This is a genomic window from Prevotella dentasini JCM 15908 (genome assembly GCF_000614065.1).
Lineage (GTDB): Bacteria > Bacteroidota > Bacteroidia > Bacteroidales > Bacteroidaceae > Prevotella > Prevotella dentasini.
This window is the reverse complement of record NZ_BAKG01000018.1, coordinates 24,094-49,727: the sequence shown is the minus strand read 5'-3', so window position 1 is coordinate 49,727 and position 25,634 is coordinate 24,094. Positions and strand designations below refer to the sequence as shown.

At 51.3% G+C, this 25,634-nt stretch carries 16 protein-coding genes and 7 pseudogenes; 14 read left to right on the top strand and 9 right to left on the bottom strand.

Translation table 11 applies throughout. From position 1 onward, the window contains the following. Positions 1–26 precede the first annotated feature (26 nt). The 3 genes and pseudogenes from JCM15908_RS09520 to JCM15908_RS13505 all read right to left on the bottom strand — a co-directional run bounded on the left by JCM15908_RS09520 (position 27) and on the right by JCM15908_RS13505 (position 2,930). Positions 27–662, bottom strand: coding sequence for a trimeric intracellular cation channel family protein (locus tag JCM15908_RS09520; RefSeq protein ID WP_025003162.1), 636 nt, complete (start codon positions 660–662; stop codon positions 27–29). A gap of 40 nt (positions 663–702) precedes the next feature. Then, positions 703–1,654 (bottom strand): annotated as a pseudogene (locus JCM15908_RS13510) (D-2-hydroxyacid dehydrogenase). A gap of 2 nt (positions 1,655–1,656) precedes the next feature. Continuing rightward, a pseudogene (locus JCM15908_RS13505) lies at positions 1,657–2,930 on the bottom strand (replication-associated recombination protein A). 237 nt (positions 2,931–3,167) lie between these two features. Here JCM15908_RS13505 and JCM15908_RS09505 point away from each other — a divergent pair. The 7 genes and pseudogenes from JCM15908_RS09505 to hisS all read left to right on the top strand — a co-directional run bounded on the left by JCM15908_RS09505 (position 3,168) and on the right by hisS (position 11,058). Continuing rightward, positions 3,168–3,983: a hypothetical protein gene (locus JCM15908_RS09505; protein WP_025003161.1), complete on the top strand. Its 816-nt coding sequence runs from the start codon at positions 3,168–3,170 to the stop codon at positions 3,981–3,983. A 633-nt stretch (positions 3,984–4,616) separates the two neighbouring features. Continuing rightward, positions 4,617–5,093, top strand: coding sequence for a helix-turn-helix domain-containing protein (locus JCM15908_RS09495; protein WP_025003159.1), 477 nt, complete (start codon positions 4,617–4,619; stop codon positions 5,091–5,093). Positions 5,094–5,112: 19 nt separating this feature from the next. Further along, on the top strand, positions 5,113–7,089 hold the full coding sequence (locus tag JCM15908_RS09490; RefSeq protein WP_036893103.1) for a dipeptidyl-peptidase 3 family protein: 1,977 nt from the start codon (positions 5,113–5,115) through the stop codon (positions 7,087–7,089). Beyond that, a complete protein-coding gene (locus JCM15908_RS09485; protein WP_025003157.1) occupies positions 7,086–7,700 on the top strand; it encodes a DNA alkylation repair protein in 615 nt (204 codons plus the stop codon). The genes JCM15908_RS09490 and JCM15908_RS09485 overlap by 4 nt, the downstream gene beginning before the upstream one ends. Before the next feature lie 211 nt (positions 7,701–7,911). After that, the gene (locus JCM15908_RS09480; RefSeq protein ID WP_025003156.1) at positions 7,912–8,415 is read left to right on the top strand and encodes a Fur family transcriptional regulator; all 504 of its coding nucleotides are present in this window, start codon (positions 7,912–7,914) and stop codon (positions 8,413–8,415) included. Then, positions 8,402–9,678 (top strand): annotated as a pseudogene (locus JCM15908_RS13500) (adenylosuccinate synthase). Before JCM15908_RS09480 ends, JCM15908_RS13500 begins: the two are co-directional and overlap by 14 nt. A gap of 16 nt (positions 9,679–9,694) precedes the next feature. Next, positions 9,695–11,058 (top strand): annotated as a pseudogene (gene hisS, locus JCM15908_RS13495) (histidine--tRNA ligase). A 349-nt stretch (positions 11,059–11,407) separates the two neighbouring features. On the opposite strand, the gene JCM15908_RS09465 reads toward hisS, so the two are convergent. Together JCM15908_RS09465 and JCM15908_RS09460 are read right to left on the bottom strand one after the other, a co-directional pair. After that, positions 11,408–12,346: a ribose-phosphate pyrophosphokinase gene (locus JCM15908_RS09465; RefSeq protein ID WP_025003155.1), complete on the bottom strand. Its 939-nt coding sequence runs from the start codon at positions 12,344–12,346 to the stop codon at positions 11,408–11,410. 34 nt (positions 12,347–12,380) lie between these two features. Beyond that, entirely contained in the window at positions 12,381–12,983 is a 603-nt protein-coding gene (locus tag JCM15908_RS09460; protein WP_025003154.1) for a thiamine-phosphate pyrophosphorylase, read from the bottom strand. 72 nt (positions 12,984–13,055) lie between these two features. Between JCM15908_RS09460 and nspC the strand changes: the two genes are divergently transcribed. The 7 genes and pseudogenes from nspC (at position 13,056) to JCM15908_RS13485 (ending at position 22,794) form a co-directional block, all read left to right on the top strand. Continuing rightward, complete coding sequence (gene nspC / locus JCM15908_RS09455) at positions 13,056–14,222, top strand: carboxynorspermidine decarboxylase (RefSeq protein WP_025003153.1); 1,167 nt, start codon at positions 13,056–13,058, stop codon at positions 14,220–14,222. A gap of 57 nt (positions 14,223–14,279) precedes the next feature. Continuing rightward, positions 14,280–14,960: a DnaJ domain-containing protein gene (locus JCM15908_RS09450; protein WP_025003152.1), complete on the top strand. Its 681-nt coding sequence runs from the start codon at positions 14,280–14,282 to the stop codon at positions 14,958–14,960. Positions 14,961–15,225: 265 nt separating this feature from the next. After that, a pseudogene (locus tag JCM15908_RS13490) lies at positions 15,226–17,612 on the top strand (TonB-dependent receptor). A gap of 624 nt (positions 17,613–18,236) precedes the next feature. Next, positions 18,237–19,958 carry a glutamine--tRNA ligase/YqeY domain fusion protein gene (locus JCM15908_RS09440; protein WP_025003151.1) on the top strand — a complete coding sequence of 574 codons (1,722 nt, stop codon included), beginning with the start codon at positions 18,237–18,239 and terminating at the stop codon, positions 19,956–19,958. Between the two features lie 212 nt (positions 19,959–20,170). After that, the gene (locus JCM15908_RS09435) at positions 20,171–21,364 is read left to right on the top strand and encodes a tetratricopeptide repeat protein (RefSeq protein ID WP_306303727.1); all 1,194 of its coding nucleotides are present in this window, start codon (positions 20,171–20,173) and stop codon (positions 21,362–21,364) included. Between the two features lie 59 nt (positions 21,365–21,423). Then, positions 21,424–22,062: a DedA family protein gene (locus tag JCM15908_RS09430; protein WP_025003149.1), complete on the top strand. Its 639-nt coding sequence runs from the start codon at positions 21,424–21,426 to the stop codon at positions 22,060–22,062. A gap of 46 nt (positions 22,063–22,108) precedes the next feature. Beyond that, positions 22,109–22,794, top strand: a pseudogene (locus JCM15908_RS13485) (sigma-70 family RNA polymerase sigma factor). 504 nt (positions 22,795–23,298) lie between these two features. Here JCM15908_RS13485 and JCM15908_RS15525 read toward each other — a convergent pair. From JCM15908_RS15525 to JCM15908_RS09415, 4 genes and pseudogenes are all read right to left on the bottom strand, one after another. After that, on the bottom strand, positions 23,299–23,850 hold the full coding sequence (locus tag JCM15908_RS15525; protein ID WP_306303726.1) for an esterase-like activity of phytase family protein: 552 nt from the start codon (positions 23,848–23,850) through the stop codon (positions 23,299–23,301). A gap of 29 nt (positions 23,851–23,879) precedes the next feature. Next, a pseudogene (locus tag JCM15908_RS15520) lies at positions 23,880–23,999 on the bottom strand (esterase-like activity of phytase family protein); the annotation flags it as partial. 29 nt (positions 24,000–24,028) lie between these two features. After that, the gene (locus JCM15908_RS15515; RefSeq protein ID WP_306303725.1) at positions 24,029–24,328 is read right to left on the bottom strand and encodes a hypothetical protein; all 300 of its coding nucleotides are present in this window, start codon (positions 24,326–24,328) and stop codon (positions 24,029–24,031) included. Positions 24,329–24,402: 74 nt separating this feature from the next. Then, the gene (locus tag JCM15908_RS09415) at positions 24,403–25,467 is read right to left on the bottom strand and encodes a mannose-1-phosphate guanylyltransferase (protein WP_025003148.1); all 1,065 of its coding nucleotides are present in this window, start codon (positions 25,465–25,467) and stop codon (positions 24,403–24,405) included. Positions 25,468–25,634 lie beyond the last annotated feature (167 nt).

Genomic DNA, 25,634 nt, shown 5'->3' with positions numbered 1-25,634 from the left:
TTCCAACATTTTTTTTGAAAGTTTTTTCACCTCTCTTCCTGAAGAGTTGGCAAGGAAATATGATAACGCACTGCAAGAAAGCGAATTAGGCAGATAACGCAGAAAGTGGAGATTACCGCTATCGGCATATTGATATCCAACCAAAAAAGCCCCCAATAGAGCATTCCTCCGGCAACGCTTGCCATTGCATAAATTTCCTTATGGAAGATAACGGGTACATTATTGAGCAGCACATCTCGGATAACTCCACCTGCCACTCCCGTAATACATCCCATGATAATAGCTACCCAAAAAGGATGCCCAAGCCCCGCCGTCTTCTGAATACCAGCAATGGTAAAGAGGGCAAGTCCCAAGGTGTCAAAGACAAACCACGCATTATCAAGTTTTCTCGTATACTTACGGAACAGAATAGCCGCAAACAATGCCATGCCGGTACAAAGTACATACATGATGTTTGTCATCCAAAAAGGAGTTACACCCAACATAACGTCTCGGATAGTACCTCCGCCGATAGCCACGGCAAAGCCGCAGACGTATCCGCCAAACCAGTCGAAATGCTTTCCAGAAGCATGCCGGATTCCCGAAAGTGCAAAAGCAAAAGTTCCAAGAAACTCCAACACACTCTGAAAGCTATGTATCAATTGTGGGTCTGGGTAATTCACTCGACTTCCTAATTAGCAAATGTATTCATACAGACAATCATTAGCCGACCACATTGATAGGCTTCCCCTCAATAAAGGCACTGATATTCTCGACCGCAACGTCCATCAACGCTGCCGCGCCTCGGTAGTCGCCCATGCCACATGCGGGGTGATATAGGCATTATCCAAAGCAAGAAGCTGGTTGTCAGCTCTTGGCGGCTCCTCTTCCATCACGTCTGCGCAATAGGCCTTCAGCTTCCCATTTGCCAAGCATCGGCAACCGCCTGCTCGTCTATCAGTGCGCCCCGCCCTGTATTGATGAGTATGGTGCCGTCGTGCATCTTGGCGATGCTGCCGGCATTGATAAAGCGATAAGTATCCTTTGTCAGCGGACAATGAAGAGAGATGATATTTGCAGTACTGAAAAGACCGTCAAGCGTCGTTTTCCTTATCCACTCGGGCAACTCGCTGCTACCCTTGCTCGTAAAGGCCGAAATGTCCATACCCAGTACGTGCCCTATTTCCGCCACCCGTCTGCCGATATTTCCCAGTCCGACTATGCCGAGCGTTTTTCCGGCAAGCTCCGTCAAAGGCTCGTCCCAATAGCAGAACTGCGGCTTTCCGCTCCATACGCCCTTCCGGGTCTCCCGCGCGTAATGGTCTACATGGGTAGCCACGTTCAGAAGATGCGCGAAGACGAACTGCGCCACGCTGTCCGTACTGTATGCCGGAATATTCGTAACGACTATCCCACGCCGGCGCGCAGCCTCCACATCTATGTTGTTATAGCCCGTTGCCATCTCGCCTATATACTTAAGACGAGGCAACTGCACCAGCAATTCTTCCGTAACATTGATTTTATTGATAAGTATGATGTCGGCATCCTTGGCACGCCCGACTATCTCATCTTCCCCGGTATTGTCATAAACTATAAGTTCGCCCAACTGGCGGATGGGTTCCCACGAGATGTCGCCGGGATTGGCAGCCCGCCCATCTAAATAAACGATTTTCATATTCAATTCTCCTTATATCTTTCGCCCCAACATTGGAGCATCCTGTTATACATTTTTTCTTCCTGCACGGAGTGTTGCCCGTGCCAAAAGCGTTTTCCGACCAAAGCGTCAGGCAAATATTGCTGTTCGGTGAAATGTCCCGGATAGTCATGGGGATACTTGTAGCCGTCGCCATAGCCCAGTTCTGCCATCAGCAGTAGGGGCGATTTCTGATAGGCAGCGGCACGGGCTGATTACCGCTCTTTCTGACTTCCGCAAGTGCAGCATCAATACCCAAATAGGCAGAATTGCTCTTCGGCGAAGTCGCAAGATAGACAACAGCCTCAGCCAACGGGATTCTGCCTTCCGGCCACCCTATCTTCTCTATCGCCTCAAAGGCTGCATTGGCCAGCAGAAGCGCATTGGGATTGGCCAGACCTATATCTTCGGCCGCACTGATGACTACCCTTCTGGCAATAAACCGTGGATCTTCCCCACCCTCTATCATCCTTGCCATCCAGTAGAGTGCGGCATCAGGGTCGCTTCCGCGGATAGACTTGATAAAGGCAGAGATGATGTCATAGTGCATTTCCCCGTCCTTGTCATACGCCAACGGATTCTGTTGCAGCCGGGCTTCCACCAGTGCGTCCGTTATTTCCACCACCTCCCCGTCGGTCGATTCAACTATCAGTTCAAGGATATTCAGCAACTTACGCGCATCCCCTCCGCTATACCGCAGGATGGCTCCCGTCTCCGTCAGCCTTATATCTCTCTGCTTCAACTCCACGTCCTTTGTCAATGCCTGATGAAGTAGGCGGAGCAGGTCTTCTTTCTCCAGACTTTTCAGTACATAAACCTGACATCTCGAAAGCAGGGGGCGAATCACCTCGAACGAAGGATTCTCCGTTGTGGCACCGACGAGCGTTACCACTCCCTTTTCGACAGCCCCCAACAGGGAATCCTGCTGCGACTTGGAAAAACGGTGAATCTCGTCTATAAACAAAATAGGCGAGACCGAATTGAAGAAACGGCCACTCCGAGCCCTTTCTATCACCTCCCTCACATCCTTGACGCCACTGGTTACAGCGGACAACGTATAGAAGGGCGTTTCCAGCTTATGGGCAATAATCTGCGCGAGCGTAGTCTTTCCCACCCCCGGCGGACCCCAGAGGATAAAGGAAGAAATATGGCCGGAGTCTATCATCTTCCTCAGTATAGCTCCCTCACCGACCAAATGCCGCTGACCGATATAGTCGTCGAGCGAACGCGGTCTCATCCTTTCAGCTAATGGTTCCATATTTTGACATCATGACAAAGTACAGGAATCGCGGACATACCCATACATTATTAAAATAATACTGCAAAGATAGTAAAAATATTTTGTTATCCCATCCCCTGTTTTTAGAAAAAACCAGTTGACTAATTTTTTCAGCGAAAAGTTTGGAAAATTACGTTTTAGTATTTACTTTTGCATCGCATACTTGGATTATTTCTCGGTGTGTTCCAGTTATCGAAAGAAGTTAAAACATCAAATATGAAGCGACAAGGACAAGCACTATCATTAAAGACTCTGACTAAGAGCAACGTTTGGGATATTCAGGAAAACGACGTGTTCCGCCTTTGGGCACAGGCCGAACGCGATGCAGACTTGAAAGACAATGAACTGCATTACCTTGACATACTGAAAAGCGCGTTCACCATCGAGGAAGTGAAAGTAGACCGTCCGGAGGTGATTAAGAAATATGAGGCACGCGGATGCAAGGTCGGCGAGATACGCATTGAAGAAGGCACCACAAAGAAATGGGCCATCAAGAAGAAGTCCATTATCCGCACCACCGACCTTACGTGGGAGAACATCCATCACATCTCGGCTCAAAAACTCGTGGAAGTACTCGACCGGAACTTCGGCGGAGGATGGGACAGCCTTCCGCAAAGCATTCAGGACATTATCCAAAGCGGATTTGATGTCAGTACAACGACGCTGCCGACAGACCGGCTGAAGAAAGCCGGAGGCCTATACGACAAGAAACTCAACGACGGATACGAAGTTCTGGAAATCCCAAAAGGAGGATGGACGGAAGCTATCTTCGTCAAGGCTAAGCCGAAAGTGGAACTTCATTCAGCCATTGACATGGACGAGGATTTCCCTCCCAAGAGAATCGCTGACAGCGAAGACGATGCCGACAACGAGGACATGATGGGCAGCGTAGAGGAAAGGGAGATAGACGAAGAGGATGACACTTTCGACGACGACAAACTGACAGAGGAGAGCTATCGGACAACCTTCGAGACCGATGCCGAAGACTTGGACATACAGGTTGAGGACGTCTCGGACGACGACGAGTTCTGACCTTCTCCCCATACGGCCCATGCCCTCACGGCAGACAGCCAAGACAACAGAGTGGGTCATAAGTCAGAAAACGACGACAAACTAAAAGCAGACAAATCCCCAAATTCCGCACCATTCCCTTTTGGTAATGGTGCGGAATTCTTTTTATCCGCCCCTGCCCGAAAACAGCCTACCCTATTCCGTCCCGTCCATACATCCTGTTTCAGATGCCATGAAAAACCTCCTTAGGACAGAATTTCACAGCATCAAGAAAGTCAGATAATAACAACTTAATTATCAACTACTTACAAACAGACAGCCAACAATACCCTTCCACACTGCGAAAGTGCCGTTTTCATGCTGCGAAACGGGCTTGTTCGCATGATGAAAGTGGCACTTTCGCCATGCGCCCCAAAAACAATGGCCCACGGCATAGGCTTTACCCGCCCTGCCTCCTCCCCCACTTCGGCTTCCGCCATAGCATACCGAGCTGCTCCGTATTTTCTTCCCAAGAAACAGAGCTGACATAACAGCAGGACAAGACAATAAAAAATATTCATAAAAATAGAGGAAAAAACTTGATAATGTAAAATATTTCTCTTATTTTTGCAGAAACATATATCATTAGTGGCTAATATTTTAACATCGCGCCCCATGGCAAAATATAATATTACCGAGAAGAAAGAAAAGGCCGCTGCATACCGTAGCTTGGTCAGTCCGCAGTTAATGGATGAACTGAAAGAGAAGATTCTCGACAAGATACTCATCCATCAGAAGTATAAGGACAAGACTTACTCCGCCAAGCAACTTGCCGAAGAGTTGGGAACCAACACCCGGTACATCTCTGCCGTCGTCAATGTCCGCTTTCATACTAACTACACCTCCTTTATCAATAAGTTCAGGATAGAGGAGGCCATGACCCTTCTCGTAGACAAACGCTATCAGGATCTCAACATGGAAGACATCAGCGACATGGTCGGATTTGCCAACCGGCAATCTTTCTATGCGTCTTTCTACAAGATAAACGGCATCACTCCACGCGAATACAAGATACGCCACTCCATCCAACCGCCTACAGGAGAACAGAAAAACGACAAACATTCCACTGCCAAAAAGAGAACAAAGAAATAGAGGGAAAAACATATCGCAGATGAAAGAAAACATTTTTAACTATGCAGATGAGCGTTTCGCTGATGTGCAGATGCTTCGGTACCGCCTTGAAGGGTTCGAAGAGCTGACACTGAAACAGAAGACGCTCATTTATTGTCTGGCCAAGGCAACACTTTACGGACGCGACATCACGTTCGACCAGTTCGGCAAATACAACCTAAGAATACGAAAGGCACTGGAGTGTATCTATACTTCCTATCGCGGAGACCGAAACAGCAAGGACTTCAGCGGACTGACAGAATACCTGAAGCGGGTCTGGTTCTCCAACGGAATCTACCACCACTACGGATGCGACAAGTTTATCCCGACATTCTCCGAGTCTTTCTTGAGGGAAGCGTTGCAGCACTCTGACTATCAATCAATAGGACTATCGGAAGAAGGAAGCATCGATACACTCTTGCAAACTATTTGTCCTGTCATCTTCAATCCAGACTTATTGCCCAAAAGAGTTAACAAGGCCGCGGAAGAAGACATTATTCTTACCTCTGCCTGTAACTATTACGAGGGAGTCAGTCAGGCTGAAGTCGAACAATTCTATGAGCATCTGAAAGCCACGGGAAACGCCGACCGCCCAGTTTCCTACGGCTTAAATTCCACATTGGTGAAAACAGACGGCAAGATAGAAGAAGAGGTATGGCGCAGCGGCGGCAAGTACGGAGCAGCCATAGACAAGATAACGGAATGGCTGGAGAAAGCCATTCCCTACACGGAAAACGAACAACAGGCCAAGGTCATCCGCCTGCTGACAGACTATTACAAGACAGGCGACCTTTCTGTTTTCGACAATTATTCGATAGAATGGCTGAAAGAACAGGACGGGCGCGTAGACTTTCTCAACGGATTCATCGAGGTTTACGGCGACCCGTTGGGACTTAAAGGCTCTTGGGAGGGAATTGTAGAGTACAAGGACTTGGAGGCCACGCGCCGAACTCAAATCATTTCAGGCAATGCACAGTGGTTCGAAGACCACTCGCCCGTCGATTCACGTTTCCGCAAGCCCATTGTAAAAGGAGTAACGGCAAATGTCATTTGTGCCGCTATGCTGGGTGGAGACGAATATCCCTCTTCCGCCATAGGCATCAACCTGCCCAATGCTGACTGGATACGGGCCGAGCACGGGTCAAAGAGCGTAACCATCTCCAATCTGACACGTGCCTACAGCAAGGCTGCCAAGGGAAACGGATTCCGCGAAGAGTTTGTCATTGACAGGGAAACCATCTCCCTGATAGACCGGTATGGCGACAAGACCGACGACTTGCATACCGATTTGCACGAGTGTCTGGGGCACGGGAGCGGCCGTCTGTTGCCGGGCGTATCGTCAGACGCACTGAAAAACTACGGCAACACGATAGAAGAAGCACGTGCCGACCTCTTCGGACTTTATTATATGGCCGACTCCCGACTACTGGAGCTTGGACTTCTCGACAATGCCGAGGCTTACAAGGCGCAATACTACACCTATATGATGAACGGACTTCTCACACAGATGGTGCGGATAGAGCCGGGCAAGCTGATAGAAGAGTCGCACATGCAGAACAGGGCACTCATCGCACGTTGGGCGTTCGACCTCGGCAAGGATGCCAACGTCGTGGAACTGGTCAGCCACACCGACTCTTCGGGCAAGTCTAAGACATTTGTCCGCATCAATGATTACGCTGCTCTCCGCACCATCTTCGCACAGGAACTTGCCGAAATACAGCGCATCAAGAGCGAAGGCGACTTCGAGGCAGCCAGAATGTTGGTAGAAAAATACGGCATACAAATAGACCCGATGCTCCATACCGAGATTCTGGAGCGTTATAGGGAGCTGGGCATTGCGCCCTACAAGGGATTTATCAATCCACGCCTGACCGTTGTCTACGGCACAAAAGGACAGGTGGCAGACATCATCCCCGACTATACAGAGAGCTACGAACACCAGATGCTGAGATATTCTCAAGAATACGGAACGCTATGACAGAAGAAACAAAAGAGACAATCAGGAAAATCAAACAGTCCTTTCGTTTGAGCATGAACGGAGTAACCTCCCAGTCCATGCGGCAGAAAGGGATAGACTACAAGCTGAACTGGGGAGTACCGCTGCCCGAGCTGAAGGAAATGGCAAAAGAATATGGCAAGAACTACGACCTCGCCATTGAACTTTGGAAAGAGAATATCAGAGAATGTAAGATACTGGCAACCTACATTGTCCCTGCCGAGAAGCTGCTTCAGGAGGTTGCCGACCTCTGGATGGAACAGGCTACGACACAGGAAATGGCAGAGCTTTTGGCTTTCAACGTCTTCCGGCATTTGGAGTTTGCACCTGCGCTTGCCTACGAATACGTGGCTTCCGACAAGTCTCTGTACCAGATATGCGGTTTCCAGCTGCTCGCCTGTCTCTTTTCCGACAGAAGAGAACCCAACGAACGCGGCATCAACGAGTTTCTCGACCAAGTACAATGTACGCTCGAAGGCAACAATATAGCTGTAAAACATGCGGCATACAGCAGCCTTATGAGATTCTGCGACATGGGAGAAGAGTACGAAACCATGGCAAGGAAAGCATTGGCAAAGCTGAACATACTTTAGAAGTTCCGTAAACTTCACGGCCCTCATGCCATATCCATAGAGGCATTGCTCCTACAATAAGGCGCAATGCCTTTATTTCCTGAATGAGAATCTGCCCAAACTGCAGCAGGAAGAGGCCGATGCGACGCTCCAGTTTTAACTTTTTTTCAATACGCTAATATCAGTATATGCCCAAAAAGTGGTAACTTTGTACAAACTAAAATAGTTAGTAGTGTCTAAGGAGAACGTAAAAAAAAAGGTTAGGGAAATCCTCAACAGCTATTTGGAGATAAACAATCATCGCAAGACGACAGAGCGTTTTGCCATTCTTGATGCTGTCTACGACCTGACAGGACACTTCACCTTAGACGAGTTAGAGAAATTATTGGAAAGCCAGAACTTCCGTGTCTCACGCGCAACCCTCTACAACGCCATGAAGCTCTTCATAGAACTGCGGCTGGTAGTACGCCACCGATTCATCGGGCAAACCAAGTACGAGGCCTGCTACGCCAACGGCGACCACATCCATCAGATTTGTACGGTATGCGGCACGGTAACGGGAATCTATTCAGAAGAAATTCTACATGCCATTGAAGAAACGAAATGCAAACGTTTTAGGAAAGACGGCTTCTCATTATACATCTATGGCGTGTGCTCAAGCTGCCAAGCATCAATCTCCCGGCAGCGCAACAAGCTAAAGCAACAGAAACAAAATAAAACAGATGAAAACAGGTAAAGTTGATGTCCTTTTAGGACTCCAGTGGGGCGACGAGGGCAAAGGCAAGGTAGTAGACGTACTGACTCCACGCTACGACGTAGTGGCTCGATTTCAGGGTGGTCCCAATGCCGGACATACACTTGAGTTTGAAGGACAGAAGTATGTGCTACGTTCAATACCTTCCGGCATCTTTCAGGGCGGAAAGGTAAACATCATCGGCAATGGCGTCGTGCTGGCTCCAGACCTCTTCATGGCCGAGGCAAAGAATCTGGAGAAGAGCGGCCATCCGCTGATGGAGCGTCTGCATATCTCCAAGAAAGCACATCTGATAATGCCCACCCACCGTATTCTCGACCGCGCCTACGAAGCAGCAAAGGGCAAGGACAAGGTGGGAACGACAGGAAAGGGCATCGGTCCGACCTACACCGACAAGACCAGCCGCAACGGTCTCCGCGTCGGCGACATTTTGGACAACTTCGGCGAGAAGTACAGACAGCACAAAGAGCGTCATCTGCAAATGCTCAAAGCACTGGGATGGACAGACTTTGACGGTTTTGAAGAGACGGAGAAACTTTGGATGGAAGGCATTGCTATATGAAAAACTTCAAGTTTGTCGACTCCGAACACGAAATCAACCACATCCTCCGTGAAGGAAACGACATACTCTGCGAGGGTGCTCAGGGGACGATGCTGGACGTAGACTTCGGCTCCTATCCCTTCGTTACCTCCTCCAACACCATCTGTGCCGGTGCCTGCACTGGATTGGGAATTGGTCCGAACAAAATAGGCAATGTCTACGGAATCATGAAGGCCTACTGCACACGTGTAGGAGCCGGCCCCTTCCCGACAGAACTATTTGACGAGACAGGCCAGCGCATCCGCGACTTAGGCCACGAGTACGGGGCCGTTACGGGCCGCGAGCGGCGTTGCGGATGGATAGACCTCATACAGCTGCGCTACTCTGTCATGGTGAACGGGGTAACAGAGCTTATCATGATGAAAAGCGACGTACTCGACGACTTTGACATTGTAAAGGCCTGCGTGGCATACGAATTGCCCGACGGCACGATAACGGAAGACCTGCCTTACGAAATTGACGGTGTGAAGCCCGTTTACAGGGAGTTCAAGGGATGGCATACGGATATGACGAAGTTTACTTCCGAAGACCAGTTCCCTGCCGAATTTAACGACTACGTGAGGTTTCTCGAAGACTTCCTCGAAACCCGCATCGGCATCATCTCCATCGGGCCAGACCGCGACCAGACCATCATAAGAAAATAATATAAACAAACTGATTATGGCAAACAAACCATCCATCCCCAAGGGAACGAGAGACTTCGGCCCCGAAGAGATGGCAAAGAGAAACTACATATTCGATACCATCAAGAGTGTCTACGCGCTTTACGGCTTCCGTCAGATAGAAACTCCTGCCATGGAAACCCTTCAGACACTGATGGGAAAGTACGGCGAAGAAGGCGACAAGCTGCTGTTCAAGATTCTGAACTCCGGAGACTACCTGAAATCTGTCCCGGACGAAGAGCTGAAAGACCGCAACCCACTGAAGCTACAGACAAAACTATGCGAGAAAGGTCTCCGCTACGACCTGACCGTTCCCTTTGCCCGGTACGTCGTCATGCACCGCGAGGAACTTCAGATGCCTTTCAAACGCTACCAGATACAGCCCGTATGGCGTGCCGACCGTCCGCAGAAGGGACGCTACCGTGAGTTCTATCAGTGCGATGCCGACGTCGTCGGGTCGGACTCTCTCCTCAACGAGGTGGAACTGATGCAGATTATCGACACCGTGTTTACGAAGTTTGGAATCCGCATCCAGATAAAGATAAACAACCGGAAGATACTGAGCGGCATCGCAGAGGTAATAGGCGAACAGGACAAGATTATCGACATCACCGTAGCAATCGACAAGCTCGACAAGACAGGACTGGACAATGTAAACGCCGAACTCCGCGAAAACGGAATCGCAGAGGAGGCCATCGAGAAGCTCCAGCCCATCATCAAGCTCGAGGGAACCAACGACGACAAGCTGGCAACCATCGCAGAGGTGCTGAAAGACAGCGAAGTGGGCCTGAAGGGAGTGGAAGAACTGCGCTTCATCCTCGACACGCTGAAGCAGACAGGCTGAAGAACGAGATACAGCTGGACCTTACTCTGGCGCGCGGACTCAACTATTACACGGGGGCCATCTTCGAGGTAAAGGCACTCGACACGCAGATAGGCTCCATCACGGGGGGTGGCCGCTACGACAATCTGACGGGTATCTTCGGACTCCCCGGATTGTCGGGCGTCGGCATCAGCTTCGGTGCAGACCGCATTTACGACGTCCTCAACACACTCGACCTCTACCCCAAGGACAGCATCGACGCTACCAAAGTGCTCTTCATCAACTTTGGCGATAAGGAGACAGCCTACTGCCTGCCCATCGCTGCCCGACTGCGCACAGCCGAAATCCGCACCGAGGTCTACCCGGACAAGGCAAAGATGAAGAAGCAGATGACTTATGCCAATGCCAAGAACATCCCGTTCGTCGTTTTGGCAGGCGACAACGAGATGGCCGAAGGAAAGGTTACGCTGAAGAATATGGTAACGGGCGAGCAGTCAATGGTTACTCCCGACGAACTGATGAGCATCGTTAAAGAATAAGAGATTGTAATATCTTTTCAGAAACAAGATATAATCCTATCATCATAAAGGCTTCCCGACTGGCCGAAAGTGGCACTTTCAGTCAGTCGGGAAGCCTTTTCCACTATACGGAAAAGCCACTTTGACCGTCTTAATCCAACACACTCGGACATCCTCCGTAACGCACTCTCCGACAGACTATTACGAAAGCACATAAGAACCAAGACAATTTACTCTTTCAGGCAGGGTAGATTCTCCCGATGTAAGAACTTTTCCAAATCTTTCCGTGTGAATGTTTCAGAACTTCCATATAACAAATGAGAGCATCCCGACGGACACTCTCATTCAATAATATAAGACTTGCTATATTCTAAACAAGGTACTGATTGGAGATACTCTCATTGTTGATGACACGCTGTATCGTCTCAGCAAGCATGTCGGCAACGGAAACCTGCTTCAGCTTAGAGCAGCGGTCGGTGTACGGAATAGAGTCGGTGAAGACAATCTCTTCCAATGCCGAAGCCTCAACACGCTCGGTAGCAGGGCCGCTCATCACACAATGGGATGCACAGGCACGTACACTCTTTGCCCCGGCTTCCTTCATGATGTCGGCAGCCTTGGTAATAGTACCTGCCGTATCAACCATATCGTCTACTATGACAACGTTCTTGTCCTTTACATCACCGATAATCTGCATGCTCCCAACGACGTTGGCACGTGCGCGGGTCTTGTTGCAGAGCACGAGCGGACAGCCCAGATATTTGGCGTATGTATTGGCACGCTTGGAGCCACCGACGTCCGGACTGGCTATAACCATATCTTCCAGACGAAGGCTTTGGAGATAAGGCAACAGGACACCGCTTGCATAGAGATGGTCGACGGGCACGTCGAAGAAGCCCTGAATCTGGTCTGCATGCAAGTCCATGGTGATAATACGGTTCACTCCTGCGACGCTCAACAAGTCGGCAACCAACTTGGCACCGATGCTCACACGTGGCTTGTCCTTTCGGTCCTGACGCGCCCATCCGAAATACGGTATAACGGCGATGATGTTACGTGCAGAGGCACGCTTGGCAGCATCAATCATCAGGAGCAGCTCCATCAGATTGTCAGAGTTTGGGAAGGTACTCTGCACGAGGAACACATCCTTTCCACGGATGCTCTGCTCGTAAGAGACAACAAATTCACCGTCAGAAAAACGGGTCATCACCAAATTTCCCAACGGGCATCCTAAACTTGCACAGATTTTTTCTGCAAGGTATCTCGTCTTCGTTCCCGAGAATACCAGAAAAGAATTATTTTCACTCATGTTTCTTGTTTGTTATATAGAAGTTGTTTGTATTTTATTCCAGATAGGTTTTTAGTTGGCGATAGTAGGCTATGAGACGCTTGAAATCGAAGTCGGAATGGACATCAAACTTTTCCCAAAGCTCGTCCCGGACTACGATTCCCCCAAATCCCATCTTACGCAGCAGCGGAATGTCGTCCAGACCAATGCGACCCATCGCATAGACATGGCGGCCCAAGAGTTTCTGACGGCGTATTTCCTCCAGTTCGTAATCGGAGATTCCCGGACCGCCGACACCGTCCTGCACTCCTATGCCGTCAAGAATTACATAGTCGGACTTCCGCTTCATCTCTCTCAACAAGACGGGATTGGAGCAAGTTCGCCCGATGCGGCCGCGATAATAGGGCGGAACAGCATCCCCTGCCCTGTCGAGATGGATACCCGACAGGGCATATTCGTCCTTCAGACGAAACTGCTGATGTATAGTGATATATGGGCGGTATGCCTTGGGAATCAAGGAGAGAAGACGTTCAAAATAGAGGGGAGAATCATCGGCCTTCGAGATATGGAGATTGTCAAGTCCCTCCTCGAAGAGTGCACACAGTATCTTATCTTCTTCCACGAAAAAAGTGGAATCAGTCATAACGACCAGTTTCATGCCTTCTATTTTTGGTAATGCAAAGGTAGAGATTATTTCCGAGTTTCACAAATTTTTCGCTACATTTGCACTATGAAAGTAAATCCATCAACCTACAAGGGACTTTCGCGCCCTGCTTATGTACTGGAAGAGAACCGTCTCCGGCAGAATCTCCGGCTCATTCAGAACGTGGCACAAACTGCCGACGTTGAGATAATTCTGGCCTTCAAGGCATACGCTCTTTGGAAGACATTCCCCATATTCCGCGAATATATACACGCCACGACGGCATCGTCGCTGAGTGAGGCGAAATTGGGGCTTGAAGAGTTCGGTTCGCTCACTCATACCTTCTCCCCGGCCTATACCGACTACGAGATTGACGAGATAGCACGGTGTTCTTCGCACTTGGTGTTCAATTCCCTTTCTCAATACGACCGCTTCCACGAACGGGCTAAGGCGGTGCAGCGCGGTATCAGCCTTGGATGGCGCGTCAACCCGGAATATTCGGAGGTAGAGACCCTTATCTACAATCCCTGTGCCCCGGGGACGCGGTTTGGTATCTCGGCAGACAAGCTGCCCGGGAAATTACCTGCCGACGTAGAGGGCTTCCACGTTCATTGCCATTGCGAGAGTGGAAGCGACGTTCTGGAACGCTCGCTGGTCCATATTGAGGAAAAATTTGCCCGATGGTTTCCACAGCTGAAGTGGATTAACCTTGGAGGCGGACACCTGATGACGCGCAAGGACTACGATATTCCCAAACTGATAACGTTGCTGAAAGATTTTCACCGCCGTTACCCTTGGCTGCATGTCATCATGGAGCCGGGAAGTGCCTTCGGATGGCAGACGGGGGCACTGGTGGCACAGGTAGTTGACATTGTCGAAGACCACGATATACTCACGGCCATCCTCAATGTCAGCTTCACTTCCCACATGCCCGACTGTCTGGAAATGCCCTATCACCCTGCCGTCCGCAATGCCGTCACGCTGGAAGGACAATCACCTGCCGGAAAGAAACACACCTACCGCTTAGGCGGAAACAGCTGTCTGAGCGGCGACTGGATGCAGTCTTGGCAGTTCGACCACGAACTGCAAGTTGGCGAAAACATCATATTCGAGGACATGCTCCACTACACAACCGTGAAGACCAACACCTTCAACGGCATCAGCCATCCCGACATCGCCCTCCTGCATGCTGATGGCGAACTGGAGACCTTGCGCCATTACAGCTATGAAGATTATCGTTCGAGAATGGACTAATGGCATGTTTTTTGTTCCTTCCCCTTTAGACAAACTAAACAAACAGGAGGATTGATTATGGCATTCATTGACTATTACAAAATTCTTGGAGTAGATAAGAATATCCCACAAAAGGATGTGAGAGCTGCCTACCGAAAGCGCGCCAAGCAGTTCCATCCCGACCTGCACCCGAACGACCCGAAGGCAAAGGCCAAGTTTCAGGCACTGAGCGAGGCATACGAGGTCATCGGCAATCCCGACAAACGTGCCAAATACGACAAGTATGGCGAACAATGGCGCAATGCCGAGGCTTACGAGCAGGCAGGAGGATTCGGTGGATTCCGCGGCGGACAGGCTGGCGGAAGCCCGTTTGAGGGTTTTGACTTCGGCAGCTTCGGTAGTGGAGGATTCAGCAGCTTCTTCCAAGACTTGTTCGGAGGCGGTACTCGTCAGCGACATTCCACATCGCGGACTGCCCATACACAACCGACCGGACAGATGGAAGCCAATGTCGGCATTGACCTCTACACGGCTCTGCTGGGTGGTGAAGTCGTCATCCAACTATCAAGCGGCCAGAAAATCAAACTGAAAGTAAAGCCGCTGACACAGGGGGGGACCAAGGTAAGGCTTCGTGGCAAAGGCTACGACCGCGGAGACGGCACCTTCGGCGACCTCATCATCACTTACAATGTGAAACTTCCCGACCATCTGACCGACCGCCAAAAGGAGCTGGTAGAGCAAATGCGGAAAGAAGGCTAAGGGAGTTGTGCCCATTGGGGGTATTCCCTCCCTGTCTCCACTAAACCATTCTTACGACATCGAAACAGGATTACTCCGTCCCGACTGGCGAAAACCTTATTAAAAACACTACAAGCACATACCTGTCATATCTCCCGTAAGGCGTATCCTCCTTACGGGATAGGGACAGCGAGATGCTTTTCTCCCAAGAACAGACAAAAGTACAAAGCCCCACCTTTACCACCTACCATTACAATAATAAAAGGAGAAAGGCGTTATAACAGATATGATGTGCAAGAATATCCAAAAGACCATACTATTATTGTTGTTCGTTGTCGTTTCCCAATTGGCTTTCGGACAATCTTTCACCCTTCAGGGAAAGGTATCCGACAAGGACGGAAACCCGATTGAACTTGCCTCGGTGATGATTGTATCGCAGGGAAGACTCGCAATGACCAACCTGAAAGGAGAGTTCAACATACAGCTGCAAAGCGAAGACTCTGTCAAAATACGCTTCTCAATGGTTGGCTACCGCACCAAGACGCGCGTGCTCCACCGTCCGCAGGGCAAGCAGACGCTGCTCGTACAACTGGCTGACGACAACGAACTACAGGAAGTTGTAGTAGAGGGAAAGGCATCCAAGCACGGTACCACCGAGGAGCTGGATGTCAGCACCGTCAAACAGGGGCCGTCCACCTCCGGCAATGCGGTAGAGGAAATGATACAGACGCAGGCCGGCGTATCGACCCACTCCGAGCTGTCGTCGCAATACAACGTACGCGGTGGAACATTCGATGAGAACTCCGTCTACATCAACAACGTAGAAGTATTCCGTCCCTTCCTTGTCCGCAGCGGACAACAAGAAGGCCTGTCCATCATCAACCCGGACTTGGTGGAGAGTGTCGGCTTCTCCACGGGCGGATACGAAGCCAAGTATGGCGACAAAATGAGTTCTGCGCTCGACATTACCTACAAACGGCCGAAGCGCACCGAAGCCTCCGTCTCGGCATCCATGCTCGGTGCAAGCGGCTATCTGGGACTGGCAGCAAAGAAACTGACGTGGACGAACGGACTGCGCTACAAGACCAACAAATACCTCTTGGGTTCACTGGAGACCAAGGGCGAGTATCAGCCAAGCTTTCTCGACTATCAGACCTACCTCTCATGGCAGCCCGGGAAGCGTTGGCAGATAGACTTCATCGGCAACATCTCCGATAATCACTACGACTTTGAGCCGGAAGACCGAGAGACAAACTTCGGTACGATGGAGAACGTGAAGTCGTTCCGCGTCTACTTCGACGGAAAGGAGAAAGACCTATTCCGCACGTTCTTCGGTTCGCTGGGCATTACCCGGCATCTTTCTCCAAAGACAGACATATCCCTTCTCGCCTCCGCCTTCTCCACAAAGGAGCAGGAACGCTACGACATACAGGGCCAGTACTGGCTGACGCAGACCGAAACATCGGAAAACCTTGGCGTGGGCACCTATATGCAGCATACGCGCGACTATCTGAAAGCCAATGTCAAGAGCATCAAACTCATGATGCGCCACAGGGCAGGAAAACACAATGTGGAGGGAGCACTGACCTACAAAACAGAGAAAATAACCGAGAACTCCGCCGAATACGAATACCGCGATTCGGCGGGCTACAACGTTCCGCACACGGGCAGCGACCTGAACATGATCTACTCGCTCCGTGCCCAAAACAAGCTCGACGCCAAACGCTTCGAGACTTACCTGCAAGACACGTGGCATTTCCAGACCCGCGACTCCGTCCCCACACTCTTCACGCTCAACTACGGCGTGCGCTTCGCACACTGGAACTTCAATGGCGAGAGCATTGTCTCGCCCCGCGCATCGCTGACCATCACACCGGGCTGGAACCGCAACCTCACCTTCCGCATCGCAGGAGGCCTCTACTACCAGGCACCCTTCTACAAGGAACTCCGCGATACCTCTACCGTCAACGGCGTTACATACGCCACACTGAACCAAAAGATAAAGGCCCAGCGGTCTGTCCATGCCATTGCCGCGATGGACTACCGCTTCCAAATGATGAACCGCCCGTTCAAATTCTCGGCAGAAATCTACTATAAGGCTCTATCACGCCTTGTTCCCTACTCGGTCGACAACGTGAAGGTAACCTATTACGGCGACAACCACGCTTCCGGACACGCCACGGGCATCGACCTGAAGCTCTTCGGCGAGTTCGTGCCCGATGCCGACTCGTGGCTGACACTCAGCGTAATGAACACCCGGATGAAGCTCAATGGCAATAGCATCCCGCTGCCTACCGACCAGAGATATGCCCTCAACCTCTACTTTACCGACTATTTCCCCGGCTCTACCCGCTGGCGAATGTCGCTGAAACTTGCCTATGCCGACGGCCTTCCCTTCTCTGCCCCACACCGGAACTGGAGCGCAATTCGTTCCGCGCACCTGCCTACAAGCGTGCCGACATTGGCATGAGCTACCGCCTTTTCGACAACCACGACGGCAGCAAGAAGTCCATATTCCGCAATATATGGCTCGGCTTGGACTGCCTGAACCTCTTCGGCATCAACAACGTGAACTCCTACTACTGGATTACCGATGTTACGGGACAGCAGTATGCCGTGCCTAACTATCTGACAGGACGGCAGATAAACGGCAAGGTAGTCATTGACTTTTAGCGACAGCAGCCAAACCTGAGAGACATTACCGCAAGCATAAGAAAAGAACTGCGCAAGCAGGGAAAACGAAAGTGCCCGTTTGACCATACGAAAGTGCCGTTTTCGCAATGCGAAAACGGCACTTTCGTTTTGTCGCAACGATACGGTCGCCTTTCCTCTTTTTCCAGTCTCCTCACCGATTCGTTTTTTTCATCGCCCGATTACAACCTTACGCCCCTACGCATACAAAGAAAAATGCCCAACGCTTCACAGCGACGGGCATCCAATCTCAATAGGTATTAGTCCCTTTAAGGTAAAAAGATTGTATTCAGGATAACGATTGCAAAGATAAATGATTTTTTCTTCACTTCCAAATATTTCCTCCATTATTTGTTAACCTATACTCGTTTTTTTTAACGACATGCGGACCTCACTTCACCCCCAAGATTTGGTAGCGCACACAACCGGGAGGAACGCAAATTACAGCTTCTTACCCCGTAAGAACAACACTTCGGCTATTGACATTCGTCAATCATTCTCTTATAATTGGACATTAACACTTCCCCGTTCCTTACTTATTAGACCGTTTTCTGCCTAAAACGGGAAAAAATAATTATCTTTGCACCATAAAAGAGCAAGACAAACATGAACACGACAGAAAATAATACGAGCGAAGAGAAGCGCAGCCTCAGCTTCGTAGAGCAACTGGTAGAGGAAGACCTTGCAGAAGGCAAGAACGGACGAAAGATTCAGACACGCTTTCCGCCAGAGCCTAACGGCTATCTGCACATAGGACACGCCAAAGCCATCTGCATGGACTTCGGGGTGGCAGAGCACTACGACGGTGTCTGCAACCTCCGCTTTGACGATACCAATCCGAGCAAGGAGAATACTGAATATGTAGAAAACATTCTCCACGACATCAGCTGGCTCGGTTTCAAGTGGGGCAACATCTATTATGCCAGCGACTACTTCGAGAAGCTGTGGGACTTCGCCGTATGGATGATAAAGAAAGGATATGCCTACGTCGACGAACAGACTGCCGAGGAGATTGCAACGCAGAAGGGGACGCCTACCGAAGCCGGAAAGCCGTCGCCCTACCGCGAACGCCCCGCAGAGGAGAGCCTCGCCCTGTTTGAGAAGATGAACACTCCCGAAGCAGAAGAGGGAAGCATGGTGCTCCGCGCCAAGCTGGATATGGCCAATCCCAACATGCACTTCCGCGACCCAATCATGTACCGCATCATCCATACGCCCCATCACCGCACGGGCACAAAGTGGAACTGCTACCCGATGTACGACTTTGCCCACGGGCAAAGCGACTATTTCGAGGGAGTAACCCACTCTATCTGCACCTTGGAGTTTGTGCCTCACCGCCCACTCTACGATAAGTTTGTCGATTTCCTGAAAGAGTATGACGGCACGGCAGACAACCTGCACGACAACCGCCCACGGCAGATAGAGTTCAACCGCCTGAACCTTACCTATACGGTCATGTCGAAGCGCAAGCTCCATACGCTGGTAGACGAGCACTTTGTCAGCGGCTGGGACGACCCGCGCATGCCGACACTGAGCGGTATGCGCCGCCGTGGCTATTCGCCGGAATCCATCCGCAACTTCATCGACTCCATAGGCTATACGAAGTTCGATGCCCTGAACGACGTGGCACTGCTCGAAGCCGCCGTGCGCGACGACCTCAACAAGAAGGCAACACGTGTCAGTGCGGTACTCGACCCCGTGAAACTCGTCATCACCAACTACCCTGACGGACAGACCGAGGAGATGGAAGCCATCAACAATCCCGAGAATGAGGCCGACGGCACGCATGCCATCACCTTCTCCAAGAACCTTTGGATAGAGCGCGCCGACTTCATGGAGGACGCCCCGAAAAAGTTCTTCCGCATGTCTCCGGGCAAGGAAGTACGGCTGAAAAATGCCTATATCGTGAAATGTACGGGCTGCACCAAGGACGCCGATGGCAACATTACGGAGATTCAGGCAGAGTACGACCCGGACAGCAAGAGCGGAATGTCCGGTGCCAACCGCAAGGTGAAAGGCACGCTCCACTGGGTAAGTGCCGGCCATTGTCTCAAGGCCGAGGTGCGCGAGTACGACCGCCTCTTCAGCGTGGAGAACCCTTCTGCCGACGAACGCGACTTCCGCGAGCTGCTCAATCCGGACAGCCTCACCGTCCGCACAGACTGCTACGTGGAGGACTACCTTGCCGAAAAGAAACCGGGCGACTATCTCCAGTTCCAGCGCACGGGCTACTTCATGCTCGACCCCGACTCCAAGGACGACAGGCTCATCTTCAACAAGACCGTAGGCCTGAAGGACACATGGGCCAAGGAGAAGGCAAAGGGATAGGCCCGCCACACATTCCCAGCCTCCGCCCTGCACGGACATGCGCCCCGTGTGTTCCGCTCCACATTTCGCGGACAGCTTCACGAATACGTATGCCGGCCGGGCATCGGAGGCATCCCTTCCATTTCGTCAAATAACCTCATCAGCTTCAACTACCCTTGGACAATTATTACAACAGCGACGGCTTCAAGCATATCCTTCAGCAATACGAAAATATGGCAGACGGACAGGCCGGTGGATTCCTCGATGCCGATGAACTCACCGACATAGCCGAATACTACCGTGCGATAGGCAAGAACGAGGAGGCAGACGAGGTGGCAGAGTACACGCTCAGCATATTTCCCGGTGCGACAGGGCCGTTGGCGTTCAAGGCGCGCCTGGCACTGCTGATAGAAGACAATCCGAAGAAGGCGGACGAGCTGGCAGAGCAGATTGCCGACAAGACCGACCTCGACTACTTCTATCTGAAGGCAGAGATACTCTTGGCAACCTACAGGGCCGAGGAGGCCAACGACTTTCTGGAAGAGACGTTCAGCAACGCCGTTGACGAGGACGACCGGGAAGACTATATCCTCGACGCAGCCCTTCTCTTTGCCGACTACAACGAGATAGACTATGCCGAACACTGGACAAGACGCTCGACCCTGACGGACGACAACGACTACAAGGAACTCCAAGGACGCATACTCAAGGGACACGGCAAGTATGCCGAAAGCGAAAAGATTTTCAACGAGCTTCTTGACGCCAATCCCTATGCAGGCCCGTACTGGAATCAACTTGCACAGAACCAGTTCCTACGCAACAACATCCAAGCCTCCATAGACTCCAGCGAGTTCGCCATAGCCATCAACCCCAACGACGACGAGGCCCTCCTCAACAAAGCCAACGGCCTCTTCAGCCTCGGCAACTACGACGAGGCTCTCAAGTACTACATGCGGTACAAGGAAATCAGCCCCAGCAGCGACACGAGCCTGATAGATGTTACCATCGGACACCTCTACCTGCTCAAGAACGACATCGCGAAGGCACTCCAATACTATCAGGAGTCTGTCAGGAAGTCGAAGGACATGGAGGCAACCTTCATCCACATTGCCATTTCGGTATTCGACAACGGATACGTGGAATTTGCCTACCGCCTCTTCTCCGCCTATCTTTCGTCTATGGACGAGCAGTGGACGTTCGGCTATGCCTACCTTGCACGCTGCTGCTACGAGCTGGACAAGGAAGCCGAATACGAACTTTGGCTCAAGATAGCCGTCGGGCGCAATCCCGAAGAGTGTGCCGAAGTATTGTCAGACCTCTATCCTGAAGGTACGATGCCGGAAGACTATCCCGGCATACCCGTCATCTTCCCTTCCCAGAGAGAACAGCCCGGCACTCCCTTCCCCGGCGAGGACAGCCTTGCTTAGGGCATCATCCACACTCCCACAGCCATTATCTATAGTATAAACAATTCAAATTCATACCTATGGGCTTCATCAGCACACTCTTATCCCAACTCAACTACGGCACCATCTTCCTGCTGATGCTTCTGGAGAGCACCGTCGTCCCCGTCCCCTCAGAGCTTGTCGTTGCACCTGCGGCCTATCATGCAGCAGGCGGAAACCTCAACATGTGGCTCGTTATCCTCTTTGCCACTATCGGGGCAGACTGCGGAGCCACCATCAACTATTTTGCCGGATGGTATCTCGGACGCCCCATCATCTATCGGTTTGCCAACAGCAAGTGGGGCAAGATGTGCCTCCTCAATCAAGAGAAGGTGGAGAAGAGCGAGCGGTATTTCTACAATCACGGCATGGCAGCTACCATTACGGGCCGGTTGCTGCCCGGCATCCGCCATCTTATCTCCATTCCGGCTGGTCTGGCAAGGATGAACTATTGGCAATTCCTCCTGTTCACCACCATCGGGGCAGGCGCATGGAACTGCATCCTCGCCCTGCTCGGATACTATCTCCACACGTTCGTACCCGAAAGTCAGCTCAACGACAAGATTATGGAGTACGGAGAGTATATCAAGTTCGGAATCGTCGCCCTCGTGCTCCTTGCCCTCCTCTACTTCGGAGTAAAATGGCTGACAAAGCGGAAACGAGGAAAGGCAGCAGAATAACAATACGATAACAAAATACATAAACCGGCAAAACAGCATTACATCTATGGCAGCAAACGAAAGATACATAGAGGAGATAGCACTGGAGCAACTCCTCAGCAACGAGGAAGAACGGAATTTGGCCGAAAGAATCAAGGTGGGAGATGCCAAGCACTTGAGAAGCTGACCAAGGCAAACCTTAAGTTTGTCGTTTCACTGGCACACCAGTACCGCAACCACGGCCTCGACGAGGACGACCTCATCAGCGAAGGAAACATCGGAATGATGCACGCAGCCCGGAAATACGACGGCAGCAAGGGCACGCGCTTCGTTATATTCGCCGCACCCTACATCCGCCGCGCCATGGAAGAGGCCATCAGCGAGCAGACGGCACTCTACAAGGTGCCGCAAAAGGAGGCTACGCCATCCGAACGGAAACGTTCTCACCCCATCTCCATGGACCAGCCAGTACCCGTAGGCAGCAGTAACAACTTCACGCTGCAGAGCGTCATAGAGAACAACAACTCGCCCCGTGCCGACGAAAGCCTGAACAGGCAGATTCTGAACAGCGAACTGAGACAGGGGATGAACGTACTCAACGAACGCGAGCGCAAGGTCATCAACCTCTTATACGGCCTGGACGGAGAACACTATACGATGGCGGAAGCAGGCGAAATGACGGGACTGAAGCGCGAGCGCGTCCGACAAGTGCGCGACAAGGCCATACGAAAGCTGAAGAAAAGGCTGCGCTAAACTGCCACTACTGCCGAAAAAGGCTGCTTGTTTCCTTATATTTTCCGTGAAATATAGGGATGAAAAGACCCCACTCGTGGAGTACATTCACACCCCACTCGTGGGGTATATTTGTACCCCACTCGTGGGGTATATTTGCACCCCACTCGTGGGGTATATTTGCACCCCACTCGTGGGGTATATTTGCACCCCACTCGTGGGGTATATTCGCACCCTACCCGTGGGGTATATTCGCACCCTACCCGTGGGGGTATTCGCACCCTACCCGTGGGGATATTCGCACCCTATCCGTGGGGGTATTCGCACCCTATCCGTGGGGGTATTCGCACCCTATCCGTGGGGGTATTCGCACCCTATCCGTGGGGGTATTCGCACCCCCACGGACACTATGGAAAAGCAAAAAAGATATATAAAAAGGAGAATATATCAACTAAAAAAACAAGAAAGAAGGAATGGCAAAATAACAGGGCAAGCAGGAAATACAAGAAAGGCCTACACTCTTTTTTAATATGGTCCCTGTCTGATTATAATCGTGCGGAACCAATCGCGGAGGATACCGCCATACTGATTCTGGCTGTCGGCACACAGCAGCAGGACTTGGCTTCCGTCCTTCAGCCGCGGCCCGGCACAGAGCCCCTCATAATTGGCCAGATTCTGCCGGAACAGCGTAATCGAAGTCTTCCACTTTGCCAACAGCGTCTTGCCGAGACAGGGAGACTGAGCGTTGAGTACGGTATCTGAAGATACTTCCTTTCCCCCGTCGGGCCAGACACTATACAGCTTGTTAACCACGTATGAGCCGAGTTTCTTGGATGTAACGACAAACTCACGCTCAAGAACAAGCAGCCGGCCGTCGTCCAAGGCTGCCATCCCGGCTACTCCCATCGCATAGCTTGCAACCTGCCCACGTACTGCCGGAGCATCCATCTGATAGGCATACTGCTCCCGCGGAGACAGGTCATCGCCGAAGGATTGCAGCCGCAGCCTGTTCTGCACGCCGTTGCGCGAATCAGCCTGCCCCCGTCGCCCTCCAGCGTGCTCTCCGAAGTAGTCCAAAAACGGTGCGTCGCCCGGTTGTAGGTGAGAGCTTCAAGACCATAGTTGCTGCCTGCACGGCCGAAAACCGGAGGAACGGCAAGCTCCCGTCCCGTTGCCCGTCCGTCCAAAGCATATTCCTTGACCTTATTGTCGGCCTCGCGCGAAATGAATACCGTGTTCCTCTCCGCGAAGAAAGCTATCCCCTCCTCGTCCCTATTATCCTCATCGGAGCAAAAAAGCCCTTTGCCGAAACCCCGAGGAGACCGCCCGAAACAGAGTCCACATCAATTTCAAAGACAAAGAAGCCACTCTTTGGAGCCTTGTCCGACACTACCGCATAGCGGTTTCCACCCATCCACGCCATACCGCTGTAATTTCCCTTCGGCACGGTAGCCGGATAATGACGCTGCGGATTCATGCGCACAAGCCGGAGTGGCTGCGCCCACATCATGACAGGAACGAGCAAAAACAGAAATGACAAGTATCTGATTTTCATATCCCTATTATTGCGTTATCTCCTTTCTGCGGGATGGAGTGCCCGTAGCCGTGCAGGCGTGGCGGACGGACTCATCATTCTCCAGTAAACTGCTTGATTCTCTGCTCTTCCGACAGCTTGCAAATCAGCAGCGTATTGCCCTTCTCGGCCACGATGAAACCGTCAAGCCCCTGCACGACCACCTTTTTCTCCTCGGTAGTATGCACGATGCAGTTCTTGCTGTCGAAGAGTTTCACGTTCTCTCCAATAATAGCATTGCCGTAGAGGTCGTGCTGAGACTGCAATAGCAGCGAGCCCCATGTCCCAAGGTCGCTCCACCCGAAATCGGCAGGACAGACAAATATCTCCTCCGCCTTCTCCATGATGGCATAGTCGACCGAGATGCTCTCGCAGTCGGGATAGACCCTGTCTATCGCAGCCTGCTCTTCGGGAGTCCCAAGCTGGTCCATGATGCCCTCAAACGTCCGCGCAATGTTCGGCTGATAGATACGGAAGGCATTGGCAATCGTCGAAACGCTCCAGATAAAGATACCTGCATTCCAGAAGAAGTTGTTCTGACGGGTGTAGCGGATGGCCGTTTCCAGATCGGGCTTCTCGCGGAACTGGTCGACGCGGAATATTTCCCTGTTACGTGCAGAAGCCGTAGAGAGGTCGGCCTGAATGTATCCGTAGCCTGTTTCGGGGCGGTTGGGCTTGATGCCCAAGGTAACGATGGCATCCGTCTCTGCCGTAAACTTCAGACAGTTTCCCACCACTCGCTGAAATTCCTCGACATTGGCAACGACATGGTCGCTCGGCGTTACGACGATATTCGCCTTCGGCGCCACCTTCTTAATCCGCCAGCTGACATACGCTATGCACGGAGCAGTATTGCGGCGGCAAGGTTCGCGGAGGATATTTCCCAAGGGGACATCGGGCAACTGCTCACGGACGAGGTCTGCATACCTCTCGTTCGTAACCACCCAAACGTTTTCCGCAGGCATCAGTTTCCTGAAGCGGTCGTAGGTCAACTGCAACAACGACCTGCCTACACCGAGGACATCAATAAACTGTTTAGGACATTCGGCAGTGCTCATCGGCCAAAAGCGACTGCCTACACCGCCTGCCATAATGACTAAATGATTGTTGGAAAGTGCCATTCTTGTATGTTTCTAATATTTGATTTTCTGCAAATATACGAAGAAAAAACAACAACTGCAACCTTACCATGGGCTTTTCTCTGCATTAAGGCAACAATCCGTCCTTCTTCCCCTCCCCGTTAAGAAATGGAAGGAGTACATCTATAGTGTTTATCGTGGTTTTCCGC

What these genes read in the sequence shown, in the direction of transcription:
- JCM15908_RS09505 (WP_025003161.1), top strand. Translation starts at nt 3,168, where the DNA reads ATGAAGCGACAAGGACAAGCACTATCATTAAAGACTCTGACTAAGAGC.
- JCM15908_RS09495 (WP_025003159.1), top strand. Translation starts at nt 4,617, where the DNA reads ATGGCAAAATATAATATTACCGAGAAGAAAGAAAAGGCCGCTGCATAC.
- JCM15908_RS09490 (WP_036893103.1), top strand. Translation starts at nt 5,113, where the DNA reads ATGAAAGAAAACATTTTTAACTATGCAGATGAGCGTTTCGCTGATGTG.
- JCM15908_RS09485 (WP_025003157.1), top strand. Translation starts at nt 7,086, where the DNA reads ATGACAGAAGAAACAAAAGAGACAATCAGGAAAATCAAACAGTCCTTT.
- JCM15908_RS09465 (WP_025003155.1), bottom strand. Translation starts at nt 12,346, where the DNA reads ATGAGTGAAAATAATTCTTTTCTGGTATTCTCGGGAACGAAGACGAGA.
- JCM15908_RS09460 (WP_025003154.1), bottom strand. Translation starts at nt 12,983, where the DNA reads ATGAAACTGGTCGTTATGACTGATTCCACTTTTTTCGTGGAAGAAGAT.
- nspC (WP_025003153.1), top strand. Translation starts at nt 13,056, where the DNA reads ATGAAAGTAAATCCATCAACCTACAAGGGACTTTCGCGCCCTGCTTAT.
- JCM15908_RS09450 (WP_025003152.1), top strand. Translation starts at nt 14,280, where the DNA reads ATGGCATTCATTGACTATTACAAAATTCTTGGAGTAGATAAGAATATC.
- JCM15908_RS09440 (WP_025003151.1), top strand. Translation starts at nt 18,237, where the DNA reads ATGAACACGACAGAAAATAATACGAGCGAAGAGAAGCGCAGCCTCAGC.
- JCM15908_RS09435 (WP_306303727.1), top strand. Translation starts at nt 20,171, where the DNA reads ATGGCAGACGGACAGGCCGGTGGATTCCTCGATGCCGATGAACTCACC.
- JCM15908_RS09430 (WP_025003149.1), top strand. Translation starts at nt 21,424, where the DNA reads ATGGGCTTCATCAGCACACTCTTATCCCAACTCAACTACGGCACCATC.
- JCM15908_RS15515 (WP_306303725.1), bottom strand. Translation starts at nt 24,328, where the DNA reads ATGAAAATCAGATACTTGTCATTTCTGTTTTTGCTCGTTCCTGTCATG.
- JCM15908_RS09415 (WP_025003148.1), bottom strand. Translation starts at nt 25,467, where the DNA reads ATGGCACTTTCCAACAATCATTTAGTCATTATGGCAGGCGGTGTAGGC.